We start from the raw sequence: 18,520 nt of genomic DNA on the forward strand, positions 1-18,520 counted from the left end.
TTTTAGATAATTTTAAAGTACACCTCTTCTACTTTCTAACTCATCTTTAATTTCTTTAGCTCTTTTTTCATCTAAACTATATGACCACATCACCCAAATAGCTAAAGCAGCCGTTAAAACTGGTAGCACAATATCTGTAATTCGCATACCTGTTAATGCTTCTGCTGTCTGTGTAGAAGCTTTAGGATCATAGCCTAAAACGCTTAAAATAATACCTGAAAAAACCAAAGCAATACCTTGACCAACTTTAATCATCCACCAATAAACCGCACCAAAAGTACCTTCTTTTCTTGGCATTCCATTTTCTAATTCATCTAAATCACATACATCAGCAGTCATACTCATCATAAGTGTAAATAAACATCCCATTCCGAATGCCATCAATGGTATCGGTAAAAATAACATGTAAGGATTTTCTGGATCAAATCCCCACCATTTTAAAACATACCCAAAAATCGAAATTGCTGTTGCATAGATAAAAGCCTTTCTTTTACCTAATTTATTAGCCATATAATTTATAATTGGAATTGCAATAAATGCAGTATAAAATGCGGTAACCGCTGGAAAAATTGCTATCCACCATTTTGAGGCTCCCCAATCGCCATTAAACATGTAATAATTTATAATAAAAACCCCAAATTCTGCAACAATTTGAAAACCATTAAAAACTAAAAAAGTTGCTAAACATAATTTTACAAAAGGTTTGTTTTTTAAAATCTGCTTTATATTGTAAAATATTTTAGCACCACTTAAAAATACATTTTTTAATGTTATTTGCTCTCTTCCTTCAATTTTACTATCATCAATTCCTTTACAAAAAATTGCTGGTAAAATTCCCAATACTATTATGATAATTCCTCCTACTAAAGCAATAATTCTTACACCTTGAGCTTGACTTGTAAATAAATCTTTATCAGGAATTAACACATACAAAAAGGGAACAATCATCCAAGCAAATTGACCTATTGTATTTGCAAATCCCATTAATTTTGTTCTTTCTTTATAATCTGAAGTCATTTCATAACCTAATGCAATTAAGGGCGTAGAGAATATTGTATTTCCAAAGATTAACAATATTGAAAAAATAAGTAAATACCAAAAATTATACATTTCTGGATTTGTATCATGAATTTGCCAAAGAATTATAAAAATTATTCCTGTAAATATTGAACCTAAAAATATATATGGTCTTCTTCTTCCGTATTTTGAAGTTGTATTGTCTGAAATATAACCCATAATAGGATCTGTAAGTGCATCGAATATTCTTGGAATACCAACAATTAATCCTGCTAAAATTGTGTTCATTGCAAAACCTTCAGGTGATTTTAAAAAAACAACAAATACACCCAGTAATCCCGGTATTAAATTATTAATTAAATGCCCTGAACCAAATGCCATTTTTTGAACAAAAGACACTCTATTTCTATATGTTGTAGGAATAATTTCTTTCATAACTATATTTTTTATTTAATTAAAATCGTTTGCAAAGCTTTTCTAGCAATGGTAACAGTTTTTTTACTATTATTTAAGTTGATTGCTATCGAATGAGATTGTTCCGTTGGATTAAAAATGACTAAAGCAATTGATTGATCTGGATTTTGAACTGCGGTAACCTTTAAGTCTTTGTTATTGACTTCGCAACCAATTTTTATTGCTCCAGGGCGCATGAATTTACTGAAATGCGACATTACATAATACAAGGGTGTAAAATACACCTCATCATTTTTATCATCTACAATTATAGGAGCCACACACCAATTTTTGAACCAATTTGGGCCACCTTGTCTGTCTAAAACCATGTTCCAATCTACCCAACCATCAACTTGGTTATTCAAACAACCGATGATGTCTTCTGCGTAGCGATTAACTGGTGCGTATTTTGGATGTAAATATTTGTCTTTCTCACTTGCCCAATCCCAACCCCAATCGGTTGCTTCTTTTTTCCAATACCAAGCATCATCTTGCCAATGTGGCACTTCTGAATCTACACAAGCTTCTGTTTGAATTAAATGTTTATTGGGTGCTTTTTTGTAAGCATATCGTAACGCTTCTGGAAAAACTTCATAAGTGCTCTCGTACCAATGAATAGCAGTACCTGAAAAATATTTTGAGGTTTTCTCGTCTTTGTACATGGAATCGACCCATTCTTGTAAGCCCGCTCTATTTTGGTCATACCCTAAAATTTTAATAGAGTTCCAACCATCTCTTTCTAATTTTGGCCCAAGATGATTTTGAACGAACAATGTCATTTCCTCTGGAGAAAATAAAGTACTTTCCCAGTTATTTCCATTGCCATGAGGTTCGTTAATAACGGTTACACCCCAAATATTTATACCTTCTTTTTTATATGCTTCCAAATATTTTGAAAAATACAAAGCGAAAGTGTCGTTATATTCTGGTAACAATTTTCCACCCACATAACTTTTGTTGTCTTTCATCCAAGGAGGACAAGACCAAGGAGACGCGATAATATTAAATCCTTCTTTAGAAATCGCTTTTGCTTCTAAAATCATAGGAATAATATCGTCTTTGTCGTCTTCGATAGTGAAATGTTCTAAGGCTAAGTCGTTTTCTACTTTGGCGTAAGTATAATTCTTTAAAGAGAAATCGCAAGAAGCTATAGTTGTTCTTGTTAGTGAGTAATTGGCTCCATTTTCGCTGAAGTAAGCCTCTAAGATTTTCTTTCTGTTTTCTTTGCTCAATTTATTCAATAAATGAGCCGAAGCTTCAGTAAAAGAACCTCCAAAACCTGTAATCGTTTGAAACTTCTCTTCTGTATTAAGATGAATCACAACTTTATTTTCCGATGTAGAAAATTCATTTATTTTCTTCAAAGCATGACCACTTTCAGAAGTTTCGTAAACGGTTACTTCCAATGCACTATTGACTCCTTTACAATTCATCATTGTTACAAGAATTAAAAAACTTACTATGTAGTGAACTACTTTCATTTTACCCTTTTTTTGGTGGTGCTAAAACGCTTTTCATTAACAATTCTTTATTACCTGAATACGTTTTTTCAATGGTTTTCCCATCTCGTTTTAAATTAGAAAACACCTTTTCATCTACTAAATTCCACAAGGCGAATTTTGCTTTTCCATCTACTGTAAAAATTCCGAAATGATTTTCAGAGCCATTTTTATTGGAACTATCTTTCCAAGGTTCGTCAAAAGCCTCGAAGTAGAAACAAGTGATATTTTCTTTATTCGTCCAAGCTCGCATGCTTTGATAATACAAAGCTTGTTTATATTCGTCTGAAGCTTTTGAACCATGAAATCCATAATGTCCGTCGGAACTTGAAGCCCAACCCGTTTCTCCAATATGAATTGGTTTGTTTGGACTAATGGAATGCACGTAAGCTTTTACATTTTCATACTGTTTTTGAGCGAATAATTGCGTGCGAACCATTGCTGTATCGACCTTTTGCAATTCATCAAAATGATTTTCATTGCTGGAAGTTTGCCAAAAATCTGGATTGTAATGCGTGTTGTGATACGGATACGTATGCATCGAAACATAATCAACCGCTTTTATGATTTCTTCTAAATCTTTAGTGTGGTAACTTGTATCGCCTCCACCCCATGAAGCAAAATCATCGGAACTTGTAATCCAAATATCTTTTGCTAATTTGTTTTGTTTTTTCAACTCTTGTAAATGATTCACCCATTTCAAAATGATGTTGGGCGTAACATAATAACTGGTAGCCCAATTCACCATAGCTTCATTTCCAACAGCAATAATTTTTATAATTTCTGGATACGCATTGGTTAAACGAACCGCTTCTGCAATCTCGATAGCATTTCTATCACTTTCTTCATTGTGAATTGGTTCTAATTCTGTCCAAGCGTTTTTGCAATCAATCCAAGCTCCAAGCATGACATACATTTCGAAATTAGAATCTTCGTTTTTTAGTTGGGTAATGGCTTCTAATAAATTCGAAACTTCTTTATAATGAACATTATACGTTCTAACTATTTTGATATTTAATGCGGCTAAAATTTTTAAATCTTCTTTAATTTCTGCAATTGTAGGTTCAATTTCGCGCGTATTCTTGCGATAACCGCCATAACAAATGGCTTGGTAATTTGGATTTCCTAATAGCTCTTTTGCCGTTATTTCTATAGATTTTGCGTTCATTTCTTGGCTTTCTGATTTGGAATTACATGAAAACAGCAAACACAAACTTCCCATCAAAAGAAAGACTTTTGAAAGTTGGAAAAGTGCTATGTTTGTTTTGATTTTCATATCGCAATCCTTCTTATTTTAAGTTGGCAGCAACCACGTTTACAATTAGTTTCTCAATCACACCATTTCGACTAAATACATCTTGACTTGTTTTAGCATCTAATATTAATTGATTGATAGTTTTTGAGTTTCCTTGATTATCAAAAATTTCGATAGACGATGTCTCTGACAATTGATATATTACTGGAATTTGGCAGAACGTAAACGCCAATGAATTTTCGGTTAACTCAATCGTTTTGTGTTCGAAATGAACGTTTACATATTCGAACGATTTGGATTTAGTTAAAAACTCATCTTTTCGTAATAAGCAAGGATTGAATTTTAAAACACCATCTTTAATGAATACTCCTAATTCTCCAAAACGACTTAAAATATCTTCTTTAACTTGACCTGTCATTCCGGGTTGTTGTGCACCTTTTCCAGCTGGTGTGTGCGAATAGGCATCGGTTGGGAAAGCACCGTAAAGTGTTGGCGATTTGTGCACGCCAATTCCTTCGTTTATTTCGTAATAATGTTCTAATAAACGTCCGATAACTTCTGGAGATTCGTTTTCTTCTATGGCTTTTAGGCAACATTCTTGAACGGCTAATTGCAGTTTGGAAACCATGTGCCAATAAATCGAACCTAAACCTTCATATCCATAGAAAGTACCAGAACGACCTGTGAACGCTTTGTGATTAAACACTTCTTCAAAGATTTCTAAAACAATATTTTCTTCTTTTTCAGCTAATGCTTTAAAAGTGGTATTTTGTTTTACTTCTGCTAACGCCTTTTTCAAATCGTTGGCATTGTGAAAGTTTCCATTAAAATGGTAATTTCCTAAAATGTCTTGATTGATGATTTGAGCGTTTTTATTCGCTAATAAACTTTGTAATAATTCTGATTTAGAAACCGCTTCTTTTGAAATGGTATTTTTTTCGATGAATTTTGGTAATTCTTTATTCGGATATAATAAATAACTGTACTGATCGTGTCTAAACAATTTACTTGCTTTTAATGCGTCTAAAACTTTTAGATTTTCTTTTGATGATAAATAACCAGAACTCAAAACAGCAACTTGACCTTCTAACATTTCACTTAAATAAGAAATTGAAATCGAATTGTTGTTTTCAATCGTCATTAAATTGTAAGCGTGATATAAAGCATCAGATCGTTTATTAGCTTCAATGGAATGTTCGATAAATTTCAAACTTACTTTAGTGAAGTTTTTCAAACCTTGCATTGAATGCGTACGCTTTTTACCCCAAAATCCGCTGTTGTAAATTTGGTAACGGTAATCTGAAGTTGCTTTTCCTAATCGGTCTAAAATTGCCTTTCGGGTAACATCATCGATTTTTCCTGAAAGGAGGTGTTCGTTTTCTAACAAACATTCTCTAACTTCATGATAGAATTCGACCATTTCATTAGAAATTTTTATATTTTCTAAGTTAGAATTGTCTAATAATTGTTCGAAAAACTTCAAGAATCTTCTTAAATAATACAACGTTACCATCGAAACTCCGTTACCTACTAAAGCGTTATTAGCGTCGTTCCATTCTGGTCGTTGTGTGTTCATCCAAATGCCGGCTTCTGGAATAAAATTGGACATTTTAGATAAAACTGTAGCCAATATTTTTTCGATGAAATTCACATGATAAATGCTCTTATCGTTACTGTGTAACAAAGCACCATCGGCTCCCATTTGTTGTTTTCTATCGTTGATTAATTTTTCCCACGAATTACTATATTCTATGGTATCTTTTGGATTTTTTAGAATTTCATCATATGGTTTAATGATGTATGGAACGGCTGCATACACGAAACAATCCGTTTCAAAATAATTGTTTAATTTTCCTGGAGCGTATTTTTCACAGAATTCTAAAAACTTCAGCAAATAAATGATTTGGTGATCTCCCCAATATCCGATGTATGACCAAGGATTATCAGGCTCAATCGCTTCCCAATCGAAACCATCTTTGGTAACACGATACGGATTGTATCCATCAAAAGTGGAAGCATTCAAGAATTTATGAATCATGTTATCGATAAACTCTGGAAACGAATGTGCTAATGCTTCCCAGTTTTGGAAAATATCACGCCAATTTCCTTCGTAATCTAATATTTTAGAACCATCAATTTCATTGGTCGTATTGATAGAAAACTTATTCCAAGGTCGGCTTGGATCTCCGTGTCTTCTACTAAATTTTAAAGGTAAATATTCAAAACTTAGACGTTCAAAATCTAAATTGTTTTGTTGTTTCGCAAATTCTTTTAAATCTTGAAGTGAAAACGTTTCGGGTAATTGATTGATTTTATTAACTAATTTTTCAAAGACAACTTTGTTTGCTTTCTTGATATACAATACAAAATCTTGTTTTTCAATTTGGTAATTGTAGTCGAAAATTCCGCCTCGCATGATGTTGAAAAGCGTATTGGAAAAATGTCTTGTATCTCTTAAATTATATTCAGTAGCTTGAAGCGCGTCAGATGAAGCGTTAATTTCAATCAATTTTTGAGTTCCAAGATGGATATCTTCTTTAATTTGATTTTCTAAAGTTTTATCGTTAGCAATAGTTTCAATCAATTGAACGATATCTGCATGATTCTGATTCACATTGGCAACAATTATCCAATTTTTATCTGAATTTTGATTTAAATTAAATGTTGTATTGATGAAGTAAGCGCCTTTTTCGCCTTTAATATCATCTTCTTGCAGAATTGAATTTCCTCTTCTGAAATTATTTACTTGTAAAGAAGACACTAAATAAGATGGGTTTTCGAAACCTAAAGCATAAACTACATTGGCTTTTAAAGCTTCACTTGGTTCGGCTTTATCAACAATTATGGCACTTAATGCAAAAATTCCTAATCCGCTGTTTTGATGTAATTCGCTTCGTTTGTAGGCATCAACTAAATTACTTGTTGAAGCTTGCAAATCGCTACTTACACCATGTGGCATAATATTTTGTATTCCGTCTAAAACTGAAATTTGATACTGGTTATTCGAATGATTATGAAATTTCGATTTTTTTACAAAACCGAATTTATTACTTGAATTCCATTCGTAACTAAACGTAAGTTCTAAGTCATGATTTACTTCTTCGAAAATGATTTTATTACCATAGAAGTTTTTGTATAAATTTCTACTGATATTGTATTTACCTGTAAAACGTTCTGAAAAAGGTTCCCAAATTAGAGTTTGATTGTTGAACGAAATTTGAAAAATAGTTTTACTTCCTGTAATATCAGCAGATTCTGTGATTTTATCATCGGTATAATACGGAAAAAGTGCAAATTCGGCGTTTTTTCTTCCAGCAGTTAATCCGCCATTGCTTGAAATAAACATCCAATGATTAGAATCGGAAACAATGCTCATAAAAAATGGGCGCATTGCATCGTTATTTGAAATTTTATAAAATTTTTCTCCTTCGATTGTAACAATATCCATTGAAACCGATTTGTTTTCGGTTTTCGTTTCAGTATCAACAAAAGTTTCAGCGCTTTTACTCATGATTTGGTTGTTGCATTTTTAAATCCATAACAAAATCAATATTAGACTTCTCTGGCGAAAAGTCTAATATTTAATTCTGAATTGGTTTTATCTTTAATTTATTTAATTCTACTATTGATATATTCTTATGTAATCAACAAGCATAGTTTGTGGGAAAGCTGTTTCTGTATTTGGTGAACCTGGTAAATTTCCTCCCACAGCCATATTTAAAATAATGTAAAAAGGTTGGTCGAAAACCCATTCTCCAGGAACATCTTCTGGTGTTATTTGATTGTAAAGTTTATCATCTATATAATAATTGATGTAATCTTCACCCCATTCAATTCCAAAAATGTGGAAATCAGTATCAAAACGACTATTAGGTAATGTATAACTTTTAGAAATCGATTCTCCTGCAGAATAGCCTGGTCCGTGAACTGTTCCTAAAACTGTAGTTGGATTATTTCCTAAGTATTCCATGATATCAATTTCTCCACATTGTGGCCAAGAAACCGTGTCTGAATTAGCTCCTAACATCCAAAATGCTGGCCATAAACCGCGACCTAGAGGCAATTTAATTCTGGCTTCTATTCTACCATACTTTTGTTCAACTTTTCCTTTTGTCAAAATTCTTGCAGAAGTATAATTAGAACCCATATATAATTCTCTACGGGCTGTAATTTTTAGCATACCATCTTCTACTACAACATTTTCAGGTCGGTCTGTGTAATATTGCAATTCATTATTTCCCCAACCGTTGCTTCCTGTTCCGATATTATAACTCCAATTAGCACTATTTGGTGCACCGTCGTCATTAAATTCATCTTGGAATACAAGATTATTCATAGTGGTAACTGTTTGTTTTTCATCTGATGAACATGCCATAATTACAACTATTGAAGTAAATAATGTTAAAGATTTGATTGTACTATATTTTAAAATCATAATTGTTTCTTTTAATTTTATTACTTAATGATATTAGTTGTAGAAATAAACGTTATCTACATAAATTACAGAACTATCACCACCTTCAAGAATAATTTGTGCAACATTACTTCTACTTGCTAAACCTGGCATTGCCGAGAAAGGAATATCAATTGACATCCAATTTTGCGATACTAAAAATGGAGCGGTAAATGTTGTAGAATGTCTTGTATCATCGCCACCTCCAAAAGCACCATCTGCACCAAAATCAACAACAATAACTCTTAATTGTCTACCTGGAGCAATTGTTCCTGGAATAAAAGCATCCATGTGGAAATGCGTCATAGAAGTTGCATTTACAGTTGGCGCGCTAAATTCTATACCAACAAAATTAAAAATGGTATAATTTAAAATATTATCGTTGGCCACGGTAAAATCACTTGAAACTGTGGTTTGCCAAGGTGCCCAATATCCATTATAATAATTTACTGGTACGTTGTTATATGCATCTGAAAATATCGAAATTACATTGGCTTGACTTCTTGTAGGTGTTGGTGCATGAGTAAAGTTACCTGAACAATTTATAGTTAAACTTCCGTTTGCTTGAACACCGTTTATAGTTGCTGTAATTACACTTGTACCTGCACTTAAAGAAGTTACTAAACCATTAGAATCAACTGAAGCTACCGTAGGGTTAGATGAAGTAAACTCAAAATAAGCTGTACTTAAATTTACAATTTGGTTTATACCATTTGGTAAATTAAAAGTAGAAATGATTCCTGTAACATTTGAATTGACCCCAACAAATGTATTTACCGAAGAATTATTTCCGTTCATAATAGCTGCTCCAATAGTTCTTATTGTACCTAGTTTTTCAAATTTTAAATCATCAATCCAAAAGGTATAACCCAAACCGTTTGTTCCTTGAGTTCCTGCAGCATATCGAAACATTCCTCTTTCTTGTAAAAGTTTTGATGCATCTGGAATTGGAATAATTACTTTAGACCAATTTGTACCAACACTCACGTTTGTAATGGTAGCCATATACTTGTTTTGGTCAAAATCTTCTCCAAAACCTAACTCGGCAATAGTTACCCCTTGCGATGCTTTTATGTAAAAAGTTAAAGCATCGTATTCGGTTAAATTACGACCAGCTCCATCCATTTTAAAAATAGCACCTGCATAATTCCCTTCTGGATCAGTTACATTAGGCACATCAAATCGCATTGAGGCATTACTATTATAACCTTCCTCTCTATCTACAGACCAAGCTGTAGCTTTTGAGCCACCATAAGGGAAGTAAAAATTAGACCCCATGGCTACAAAATCATCTGTGAAGATTTCTGCAATTTTAGGAAAAGTTGCTTCGGTAGCATCATCAGACAATTCTCTTTCACAACTAGTATTGATAATTGCAATCGTTCCTAGAAGTAAAAAACTTGCTAAAAAATTAAACTTTGAGTTTTTCATATCTTCAATCTTTTTTTTATTATTTTCCAATATTAATGTGAATGTATGTTCTAATTTCCCATTCTGTACCGTTTCCAAAACCAACCGGGCTTAAAACTGGTTCTGGCGGGAATGTGTTTTCTGGAACTGCTGTTGGTGAGTATCTTGGTGAATATTGGTCTAATGAACGCCAAATTCCCATGATACCAATTCTTGTGTCTGGTAAAATGAACCAACTTGGTTTTCCAACAGAAGTTGAAATATCGATAGAACTTTGAACTGGGTATGTTAAGTTAAAATCTCTGTGATAATCGAATGGTCCCCAATCGTTAAATTTAAGAGAAGAAACTACTTTTACTTTTTTGTAAATAGCTCTAACATCTCCACCTGCTCTATTGATTGTTCTTTCTGAATCACCATTGGCTTGACCATTACCAAAGTATAGGTTAGCTATAATTCCTAAATCAGGTGAAATTTTTGAAACAATTCTTGTGTTTGATTCCCATAAATCTTGTGCTGGAGCTGAGCGCTCAAATGCAAAAGAAGATCTATTTGATAAAAACCCGATAGCAGCATCCATAGTTGTTGGTAAATGACGGTAAACAAATCCTGTACTGAATGCAAATTTTGCATCTTCTACCATGTCATTGTTCCATTCGTACATCCATGTTCCTGGTGTAGGGTCGTAAGTTAATAATAACTCTCCTCCAACAGTTTCACGGTTAGCTCTTACGATAAATGGGTCATCTAAAATATTTCTTAATCTTCCTGGAGCATCAACACCGTTTGGCATTGCTTCTACTAAAGGCTTTTGCCATAAGAAGTTTGGTGCAATTTGTAAATTAGAATTTACATTATACGTAAAACCAGCTAAGAAGTTCATTTGGTTTCCACTTCCTGTATCTTTCAATCTCCAACCTGTAAACGTTTGCGTATTATCTGCACCTCCGTTTGCAACTAAACCATGAATAGCTCCTTGCGTGTATGCGTTGAATCTTCCTTTAGAGAAAGTAAGTTTTGCTTTTCCCCCCCAATTATCTTTATTGTTTATTTTATCAACTTTTACAACATCGCCATCCATCATTTGGAATTCTCTTCCATTTAGTGGTTGACCTGCCCAAATACCTCCTAATTCAATTCCTAAATTTCCTAATTTAGTTTGAAGATATGCTGTAGCTCTTCTAGTTTTTGGTATTGGAAATGCAATAGATGAGACCGATTCAGAAACTTCTGCTTGATTAATATCTTCATGATAAACAGTAGCAAAATTAAATTTCCCAATTTTTGTGTTGTATTTTAATAAGTAAGCTGGATTGGCACCCCACCATAATTGAGGTCCAAAAGCAGCTTTTAATCCGTCTAAACTTCCTCTACCATCAATCTCAAAACCTAGAGTTTCTCCATTGTAAATATCTAAGTTTGGACCATAATTTGCTTCTGGATATAATCCGAAGAAATCGCCTTCATAACCCCAATGGTAGTGTCCTGTTCTGTAAAAACCTCTTAATTCAAAATCTTTAGCTGTCCATTTGTAGGATGCGTTGTAAATTTGAACTCGGTTTACATCTGTAGATAAAACTTCTCCTTCGTTTGTAAGAACTGTTTGTGCTCTGCCTCTATTTTCATAGAAAATCTCATTAATTGGATTTTCAGCAACATGCCCTAAAATATTGAAATTCACATTAGCTTTCATATTAGCTGATGGATTTCCTTCTACACCAATAAAATATGATTGCATGTGATCAAAACCTAATCTATTTGGATATCCGTTGGTATCAGGATCATCAGATTTTGGAGTTGTAATCAAACTTCCGCCCGTATTGAATGTCGTAAATTCTGCTCTAAGATTGCTTAATTTAATCATTCCTCCATCATTTGCAGATAAAGCTGCTTTATCTCCTCTAGCTCTTAAAGCAGCATCCATTAAATTGGCTTGACCAAAATGAGTATTCACCATTTGAGTGTTTACACCTTCTTTGAATGGATTTAATTTATGAATATCCTTTAAAACATAGTAAGCTGCTCTTGGATATAATTGATAATGACCTTTTTCATTAGTTGGACCTTTAGCACAGATTCCAAACCACTCTTCGTTCATATTATTTTGGCCTTCAGCGAAATCTTTTTGATAACCGCCATTAGACCAAGAAGCGTTTGAATCGTGAACATCTAAATTTTTAGTTTGTCCGTATTTCCACCAACCATCGCTAAATTGAAATGTAAATCCACCTATTGAGTTTCCAGATTTGCCTAATCCTGCAGCATTTTCATAAATTTCTTTCCAATTTCCTTTTAAGTAAAAAGCTTGTGCATTTTGATCTTCTTGATTCGTTAAAACATTGAAAGCATCAGAACCAAACTCTGTAAATAAAACTGGTTTACCGTATTCTTTCTTAACTCTTTCAAATAAATCACCAAAAGAAACACCACGGTATACATTTGTTCCAAAGATGTCAACATCTTTACATTCTTGAGCAATTATGTCAAGAAAAAGTAAATCACCATTACAAATTGCCATTGGATGATTTGTGTCTATCGCTTTCATTGCTACAACAGCTTCATTAAACAATTTGTACAAAGAACGAGCTCTAATTGTAGATTTTCTATCGTTTACTGGAATATTTTCTGTTTCAGCTCCATCCCAAAATAAACCGTAGTTATTCTCATTTCCTAAAAGAAATAAAAGAAGCCCTTTAGTATCTTTATAATCTGTAGCCATTTGAGTTACTTCTTTAAGAAGAAGCTCTCGAGTTTTAGCATCAGAATATTCGGTATTTGGTTTCCATACACCATCAATTGTTAAACCATAACGACCAAATGAGTGATTCAACATGGTGTAAATACCATAATTTGTATAAATGTATTCAATCCATTTTTTTGGAATACCCGAATAAACACGGATAGTATTCACACCCATGTTTTGAAGTAATCCCATTTCATCATCTAAAGCCTGACGAATAAAATCGTCTGATTGATTCCAAAGACTGTATGAGTAATTTGTACCGATTGGAAAATAATCCCAATTCATTCCGTTTACCATAAAATCTTTACCGTCTACTTTAAGTTTCAATTCCGAATTATTATTTTCAACTACAACTTTTCCAGATTGTGGATAGGTAGTAAATGAATAACAAAAAATTAGTATCAGAATAATTTTTTTCATTTGCTGTTTGGATTTAAATAATTAATAATCGTATTAAAAATTGGTTTTGTTAATGATTTCATAAAAATAGTGAGTAATAATTACATTATTGATAAAATTAACCTCAACAAAAAATATACATCGTAAAAAAGACTCGGGAGGCATTGAAAAATGCCAATAAAACATCGTTTTAACTGAATAAAAAAAGATTTTGATAATATCTTAAAATATCAGTTAAAGAATGTTTGTATAGGTAATGTATAGGTAAGAAAAAAGCGCTTTTAGGACATTATATAGCTAATAAGTATTCCACAAGTCCCATTTCATGAGGGAGATTTATTTTCTTTCGCAAACGATATCGCTTAATTTCGATACTACGTACTGAAATATTAAGTAAAGGTGCTATTTCTTTTGAAGATAAATTCAGTCGTAAATAGGCACACAAACGTAAATCATTTGGAGTTAGACTAGGATGATTTTCTTTAACTTTCTTCAAGAAATTATTATCGGCACTATCAAATGCTTCTTTGAAAATATTCCAAGTATTTTCTTCTTTCACATTTTTATTTATAGTAGAAATCACAGATTTAATACTTCTATTTGATGTGCTATCTGTTGAGTTTTTTAAATCTCCTTTAATAATGTTTAAAAGTTCTGTTTTCTTGATAAGATTCATTGTAGAAACAGCAAGTTCCTTGTTCTTTTTGTCTACATCTTGAGTAAGCTGTTCATTTTTAATTTTCATTATTTGCTGTTCATTCTCTAATTCCTTTAATTCTAATAAAATATTATTTTCAGCAATAATGCGTTGATGTCTTTTTTCGTGATAAATGGTATAAAACTTATGAATATAATATCCTAAAACTATCAATAAAATAATGTAGAACATTATGGCCCAATTGTTAGCATACCATGGGTTCTTAATCACAAAAGAATAGATAGCAATATTGTCTGTTACAGAATTTGCTACTTTAGCTCTAACACTAAAAACATAATCTCCAGCTGGTAAATTTTCAAAAACGACTTGAGAATTAAAAGACCACTCACTCCATTCGTCATGAAGTCCTTCTAATTTATACTGGTATTCTGCATTAATGTATTTATAGTATTCTGGAACGGTATAATTAAACGAAATGTTATTTTCATCATGATTAAAAGTACTTTTTTCGGTTAATGATATGTTTGTTGATTTTGAATTGATGACATTATTAGAAATTCCGAAAAGCGAAACTTTGTGATTACCAAATTTGAACTCATTGTTTTTTAAGACATAATAACCATCTGTCGTACCAATTAAATACGTTTCATCACCTAATTGTAGAATATTTTCATAACCAGGCATTGAATTGGTTAAAGACGAAGGAATTGGTAAACTATTTTTCTTTAACTCAGGAGATAATTTCCCAGAAGAATAATAGTGAATATAATTTTTAGTAAAAAACCATAATTTGTTTGATTTATCTACAATCATTTTCCCAGTTACATATTCGTCATTTTGAAATATTGCACTCAGTGATTTGTCTTTCTCAAAAATCTTTGTGGCATTATTCATTTTAAAAATACCATCCTTGGAAGCATAATAAATTTGATTATTGTACTTGGCTAAGGCTGCGTTTTTACTTTTTGTAAGGTTATCAAATTTAATAATATCAGAAGCATTTAGGAGAGAATTATCTACTTTAAATTTATAAACGCCTTTATATTCGTGACTTACATAAATTTCATTTGTGTTTAAAATCTCAAAATGTTTAGAAGAATAATTAAATCCTTTTATTTTGTTTTTATAAACCCAAGTATTATTCTTTTTCTCTAAAACAGTAATTCCATTGTAATTTCCTTGTAAAATGTAATTTGTATTTCCAAAAGGTACAAATTTCCAAGTCCCAGAAGCTGTAAAAATAGGAGTTGCATTTTTATCATTAATAATAAATGTTCCCGAATCATGTCCGCAAAAAAGCGTGTTTTGATAAGAAAACAAAGACCAAACTTGTCCTTTTGTATTTTGAACAAATTCAAATTTAGAGGTAGAATTCAAGTCTTTACAGAACAAACCTTGATTGGTTCCAATGTATAATTTATTATTATGAGTTATTGAAGCATAAGTAGTTCCTAAAATTCCGGTATTATCTATATAACTTTTTATTGGCGATTTAAGATTGATACAATTGATTCCGTTATCTAGTCCAATCCAAAGATTTTTATCAATATCCTCAAAAAGAGAAAGTGCAGTGTTATTACTTAATCCTGAATTTTGCGTTATATGATAGATGAGTTTGCCTTCTTTAGATAAGATAAATATTCCGTTTGAGATGGAACCTAAAGCTATACTTTGGTCTGATAATAATTGACTACTGTAAATATTACTTTGTTGAATTTCAGCATCGATATTGGTAGAAAACTTACTTAAAACGCCATTTTTAAAATTGAAAATTCCTTGCTTTTGGGTTACTAAAACCAAACCGTCGTTAGCATCAAAAATATTGATAAGTTTATTTTTATTAATAATTTCATTACTTAAAAACAACTTACTTTTACCTTGGTCAATTTCATATAATCCATTTGTGGTTTGAAAATAAATCCCGTTAGCCGTTTTAAAAGCCTTTAATATGGTGCTTTTTGGATCAACAATTGTAAAAGATTTTGTTTTAGTATTGTAGGCATAAATTTTTTCTAACGATTGAAAAAGTATCCAATTATCAAATGGAAAAATACCCCAAAATTGTTCATCTTCATTAATTTTATCTTTAATTGAATTGCTAAGCGAAGTATAAAACAATTGTCCATTTACAGCACGTTGCCAATAACCAAATTCCATAAAAGAACCCGTATAAATCTTATCGTTTATACACTTAACTGAACGAATAATTGTCTGATTTGGAGAAGGATTTAAAATCCATTTTGAGCCGTTAAACTCAAGTAAACCTTCATTATTTGCAAAATACATAAACCGATGATTATCTTGAGAAATCATCCAATTCTGAATCCCTGCATTATAGATATCTTTAGAATACTTAACAATTGGAGGTAATTGTTGTGCTGAACAAACTAAAGAAAATAAAATTGTCAAAAATTTGATTTGATTTTTAAGAAATTGCATTTTCAATGATATTAGAAACTAAAGATATATAATATTAATTTTAAAAAAAAATGAAATAAAAAAAAGACTGCCATTTCTGACAGTCTTATATAAATTATTTAAAGAAAATTATTCTTTAATGAATTTTGTAGATGAAACATTTCCATCAATCATAGTTTTGATTACATAAACACCTGCATTAAGGCTAGAAACATCAAGACTAATTGTTGAATCATTAGCTTCTCTATTCATAACTTCTTGACCTAAAACGTTATAAACCGCAATTGACTGAATATTTGCGCCTGCCTCAATATTTAAAATATTTGAAGTTGGATTTGGATACAATTTAACTTTTGTAACATTAAAATTATCAGAAGATAAAATAGTGTTTTTGTGTAAATAAATGTTGTCATACCAAACATTGCTAACCATTGCAGTTGTAATACCGATTTGAGCAACATCTGTTCTTGTTAAATTATTAGCTACAACTCCACCTAGTGCAGTAATAGGCACATCAACAGAAACCCATTGATTAGCTACTAACTGTGGTGTACTACCTCCATTAATATTAATCTCTAATGCAGAAGCTTCTGCAGCACCACCACCAAAATCTACTAATTTAACATTAAATACATCACCTGTTAAGTCAGTATCAGTAATATAAAAATCAAAATGAATATGCGTAAATGTTGATAAATCTAATTTATTTGACTGAAATTCAATTCCATGACATACAACACCCGAATTCTTTTTCAATGTATTATCTCCTACAATTTGAACCTCAGTTGTAGCAGCACCACCGCACCATCCTGCGTCAAAATTATCAAAAGTAATAGGAGCATAAGCATCACTATAAATAGACACTACATCACCTACAGGTCTAGCTGGAGGAGTTGGAGCAGCTACAGTTGGAGTAGGAATTACAGGAGGAGTACCAAGAGGACCTCTAATATTGTCAATGTAAAAAGTTCTCGCAGGTTTAGTTACATTTGGAAAAAATGATGTTTCACCAGTTGCCCAATAAGTATGAATTACAAAACCAGAATACGTTCCATCTGCTAAAGCAGCTTGACCATCTAATGATGTATTAAAAGTAAAAGAAAGTGTTTGCCATGTATTACCTCCAGGGTGAGTTACAGCAGCAGCAACTGTTGTAGCACTACCAGAACCACCAGTAGCTTTTACTAAAAATGTAATAGGATCAGCTGATAATACATCCATTGTCATAGTCTGTGTTGTAGCCAAACCAGCCAATGAAGTTAAAGTTAAATTAACACCTTGCCAAACATCTGTTGCAGGGTTACCTACAATTTTAAGTACTTTAGAAGTATTAGATCCTGTTCCATCTTCAACAACTGGAACAGCCATACCTCCAAATTCAGCACCTACAGATCCTGATTCAGCAACTTCAAATCCTAAAAGTAATGGCATTACTTCAACAACAGAAACATTGTCAATAAATACAAAACCTACAGCAGCACCTAAATCAAATATTACTCTATCTGTTACAGCATCTCCATAATTAATAGTAATGTCGTAAGAAAAAGTTTGAAGAGTAGGAGTTAATGTAGGATTAAAAGTCAAAGAAGCGTAAGGAGCGTTATTTTGACCTAAACCAGCTACAATTGATCTTGAACCTGTAGTTGCGTCAGTAAATGCATCAAATGTAAATCTGTACGTTTTGCCATCTTCTAATACGATATCTTGACTTAAATTTACATCCCATGGATTACCTGCCCCAAGAACATTAGCCTCGTTTACAAAATTTCCTCCACCTAAATCAACTACATTCGCAGCATTGTTGTACCAAGGAGCTGCAGTACCCGTTTGAAAATCACCATTAGTAACAAGGTTCTGAGCAAAACCAAGCGTACAAGTCATTAATGATAATAAAAAAGTAATTTTTTTCATAATATCTAATTTTAATTAGTTAAATAATAACAATTGTAAATTTAATTGATATATTTTTTAAACAATTCTCAATTCATATATACAAACTATACAACTTCTTTATAATTCAACTTTTTTTATTTTTTTATATCAAATCACAAATAATTAATAATCAAAGCTTTAATAAATATAAAAGTAACAAAAAATCAAATTTGTATAGTTATTGTATAGTTATTAAAATAAAAATAAATTTAACTATAACGTTTTCTTTTGGCATTTTTTAATAAATTTTGATTCTAAAAATAAAAGATAAGCTATAACTTAA

9 protein-coding genes are annotated in these 18,520 nt (G+C 31.8%); all 9 read right to left on the reverse strand.

The genetic code is table 11. The annotated features are described in order from the left end of the window. Positions 1 to 12 precede the first annotated feature (12 nt). Positions 13 to 1,452: an MFS transporter gene (locus tag GFJ94_RS12665; protein WP_238989436.1), complete on the reverse strand. Its 1,440-nt coding sequence runs from the start codon at positions 1,450 to 1,452 to the stop codon at positions 13 to 15. A gap of 11 nt (positions 1,453 to 1,463) precedes the next feature. Beyond that, the gene (locus GFJ94_RS04460) at positions 1,464 to 2,951 is read right to left on the reverse strand and encodes a glycoside hydrolase family 30 beta sandwich domain-containing protein (protein ID WP_153200382.1); all 1,488 of its coding nucleotides are present in this window, start codon (positions 2,949 to 2,951) and stop codon (positions 1,464 to 1,466) included. Position 2,952: 1 nt separating this feature from the next. Beyond that, entirely contained in the window at positions 2,953 to 4,245 is a 1,293-nt protein-coding gene (locus GFJ94_RS04465) for a glycosyl hydrolase family 17 protein (protein ID WP_203228646.1), read from the reverse strand. A gap of 13 nt (positions 4,246 to 4,258) precedes the next feature. After that, positions 4,259 to 7,735, reverse strand: a complete 3,477-nt coding sequence (locus GFJ94_RS04470; RefSeq protein WP_153200383.1) for a hypothetical protein — start codon at positions 7,733 to 7,735, stop codon at positions 4,259 to 4,261. Positions 7,736 to 7,846: 111 nt separating this feature from the next. Further along, the gene (locus tag GFJ94_RS04475) at positions 7,847 to 8,659 is read right to left on the reverse strand and encodes a family 16 glycosylhydrolase (protein WP_153200384.1); all 813 of its coding nucleotides are present in this window, start codon (positions 8,657 to 8,659) and stop codon (positions 7,847 to 7,849) included. Positions 8,660 to 8,692: 33 nt separating this feature from the next. Then, complete coding sequence (locus GFJ94_RS04480) at positions 8,693 to 10,108, reverse strand: Ig-like domain-containing protein (RefSeq protein ID WP_153200385.1); 1,416 nt, start codon at positions 10,106 to 10,108, stop codon at positions 8,693 to 8,695. Positions 10,109 to 10,127: 19 nt separating this feature from the next. Continuing rightward, the gene (locus tag GFJ94_RS04485; protein ID WP_153200386.1) at positions 10,128 to 13,250 is read right to left on the reverse strand and encodes a glycosidase; all 3,123 of its coding nucleotides are present in this window, start codon (positions 13,248 to 13,250) and stop codon (positions 10,128 to 10,130) included. Between the two features lie 268 nt (positions 13,251 to 13,518). Continuing rightward, positions 13,519 to 16,296, reverse strand: coding sequence for a triple tyrosine motif-containing protein (locus tag GFJ94_RS04490; protein ID WP_305069014.1), 2,778 nt, complete (start codon positions 16,294 to 16,296; stop codon positions 13,519 to 13,521). 138 nt (positions 16,297 to 16,434) lie between these two features. Next, entirely contained in the window at positions 16,435 to 18,216 is a 1,782-nt protein-coding gene (locus GFJ94_RS04495) for a carbohydrate binding domain-containing protein (RefSeq protein ID WP_153200388.1), read from the reverse strand. Positions 18,217 to 18,520 lie beyond the last annotated feature (304 nt).

The sequence above is a fragment of the Flavobacterium sp. LMO8 genome (assembly GCF_009495755.1).
GTDB lineage: Bacteria > Bacteroidota > Bacteroidia > Flavobacteriales > Flavobacteriaceae > Flavobacterium.

Bases quoted from the DNA above. Each gene is read 5' to 3' on its own strand.
- GFJ94_RS12665 (WP_238989436.1), bottom strand. From the start codon at position 1,452: ATGAAAGAAATTATTCCTACAACATATAGAAATAGAGTGTCTTTTGTT.
- GFJ94_RS04460 (WP_153200382.1), bottom strand. From the start codon at position 2,951: ATGAAAGTAGTTCACTACATAGTAAGTTTTTTAATTCTTGTAACAATG.
- GFJ94_RS04465 (WP_203228646.1), bottom strand. From the start codon at position 4,245: ATGAAAATCAAAACAAACATAGCACTTTTCCAACTTTCAAAAGTCTTT.
- GFJ94_RS04470 (WP_153200383.1), bottom strand. From the start codon at position 7,735: ATGAGTAAAAGCGCTGAAACTTTTGTTGATACTGAAACGAAAACCGAA.
- GFJ94_RS04475 (WP_153200384.1), bottom strand. From the start codon at position 8,659: ATGATTTTAAAATATAGTACAATCAAATCTTTAACATTATTTACTTCA.
- GFJ94_RS04480 (WP_153200385.1), bottom strand. From the start codon at position 10,108: ATGAAAAACTCAAAGTTTAATTTTTTAGCAAGTTTTTTACTTCTAGGA.
- GFJ94_RS04485 (WP_153200386.1), bottom strand. From the start codon at position 13,250: ATGAAAAAAATTATTCTGATACTAATTTTTTGTTATTCATTTACTACC.
- GFJ94_RS04495 (WP_153200388.1), bottom strand. From the start codon at position 18,216: ATGAAAAAAATTACTTTTTTATTATCATTAATGACTTGTACGCTTGGT.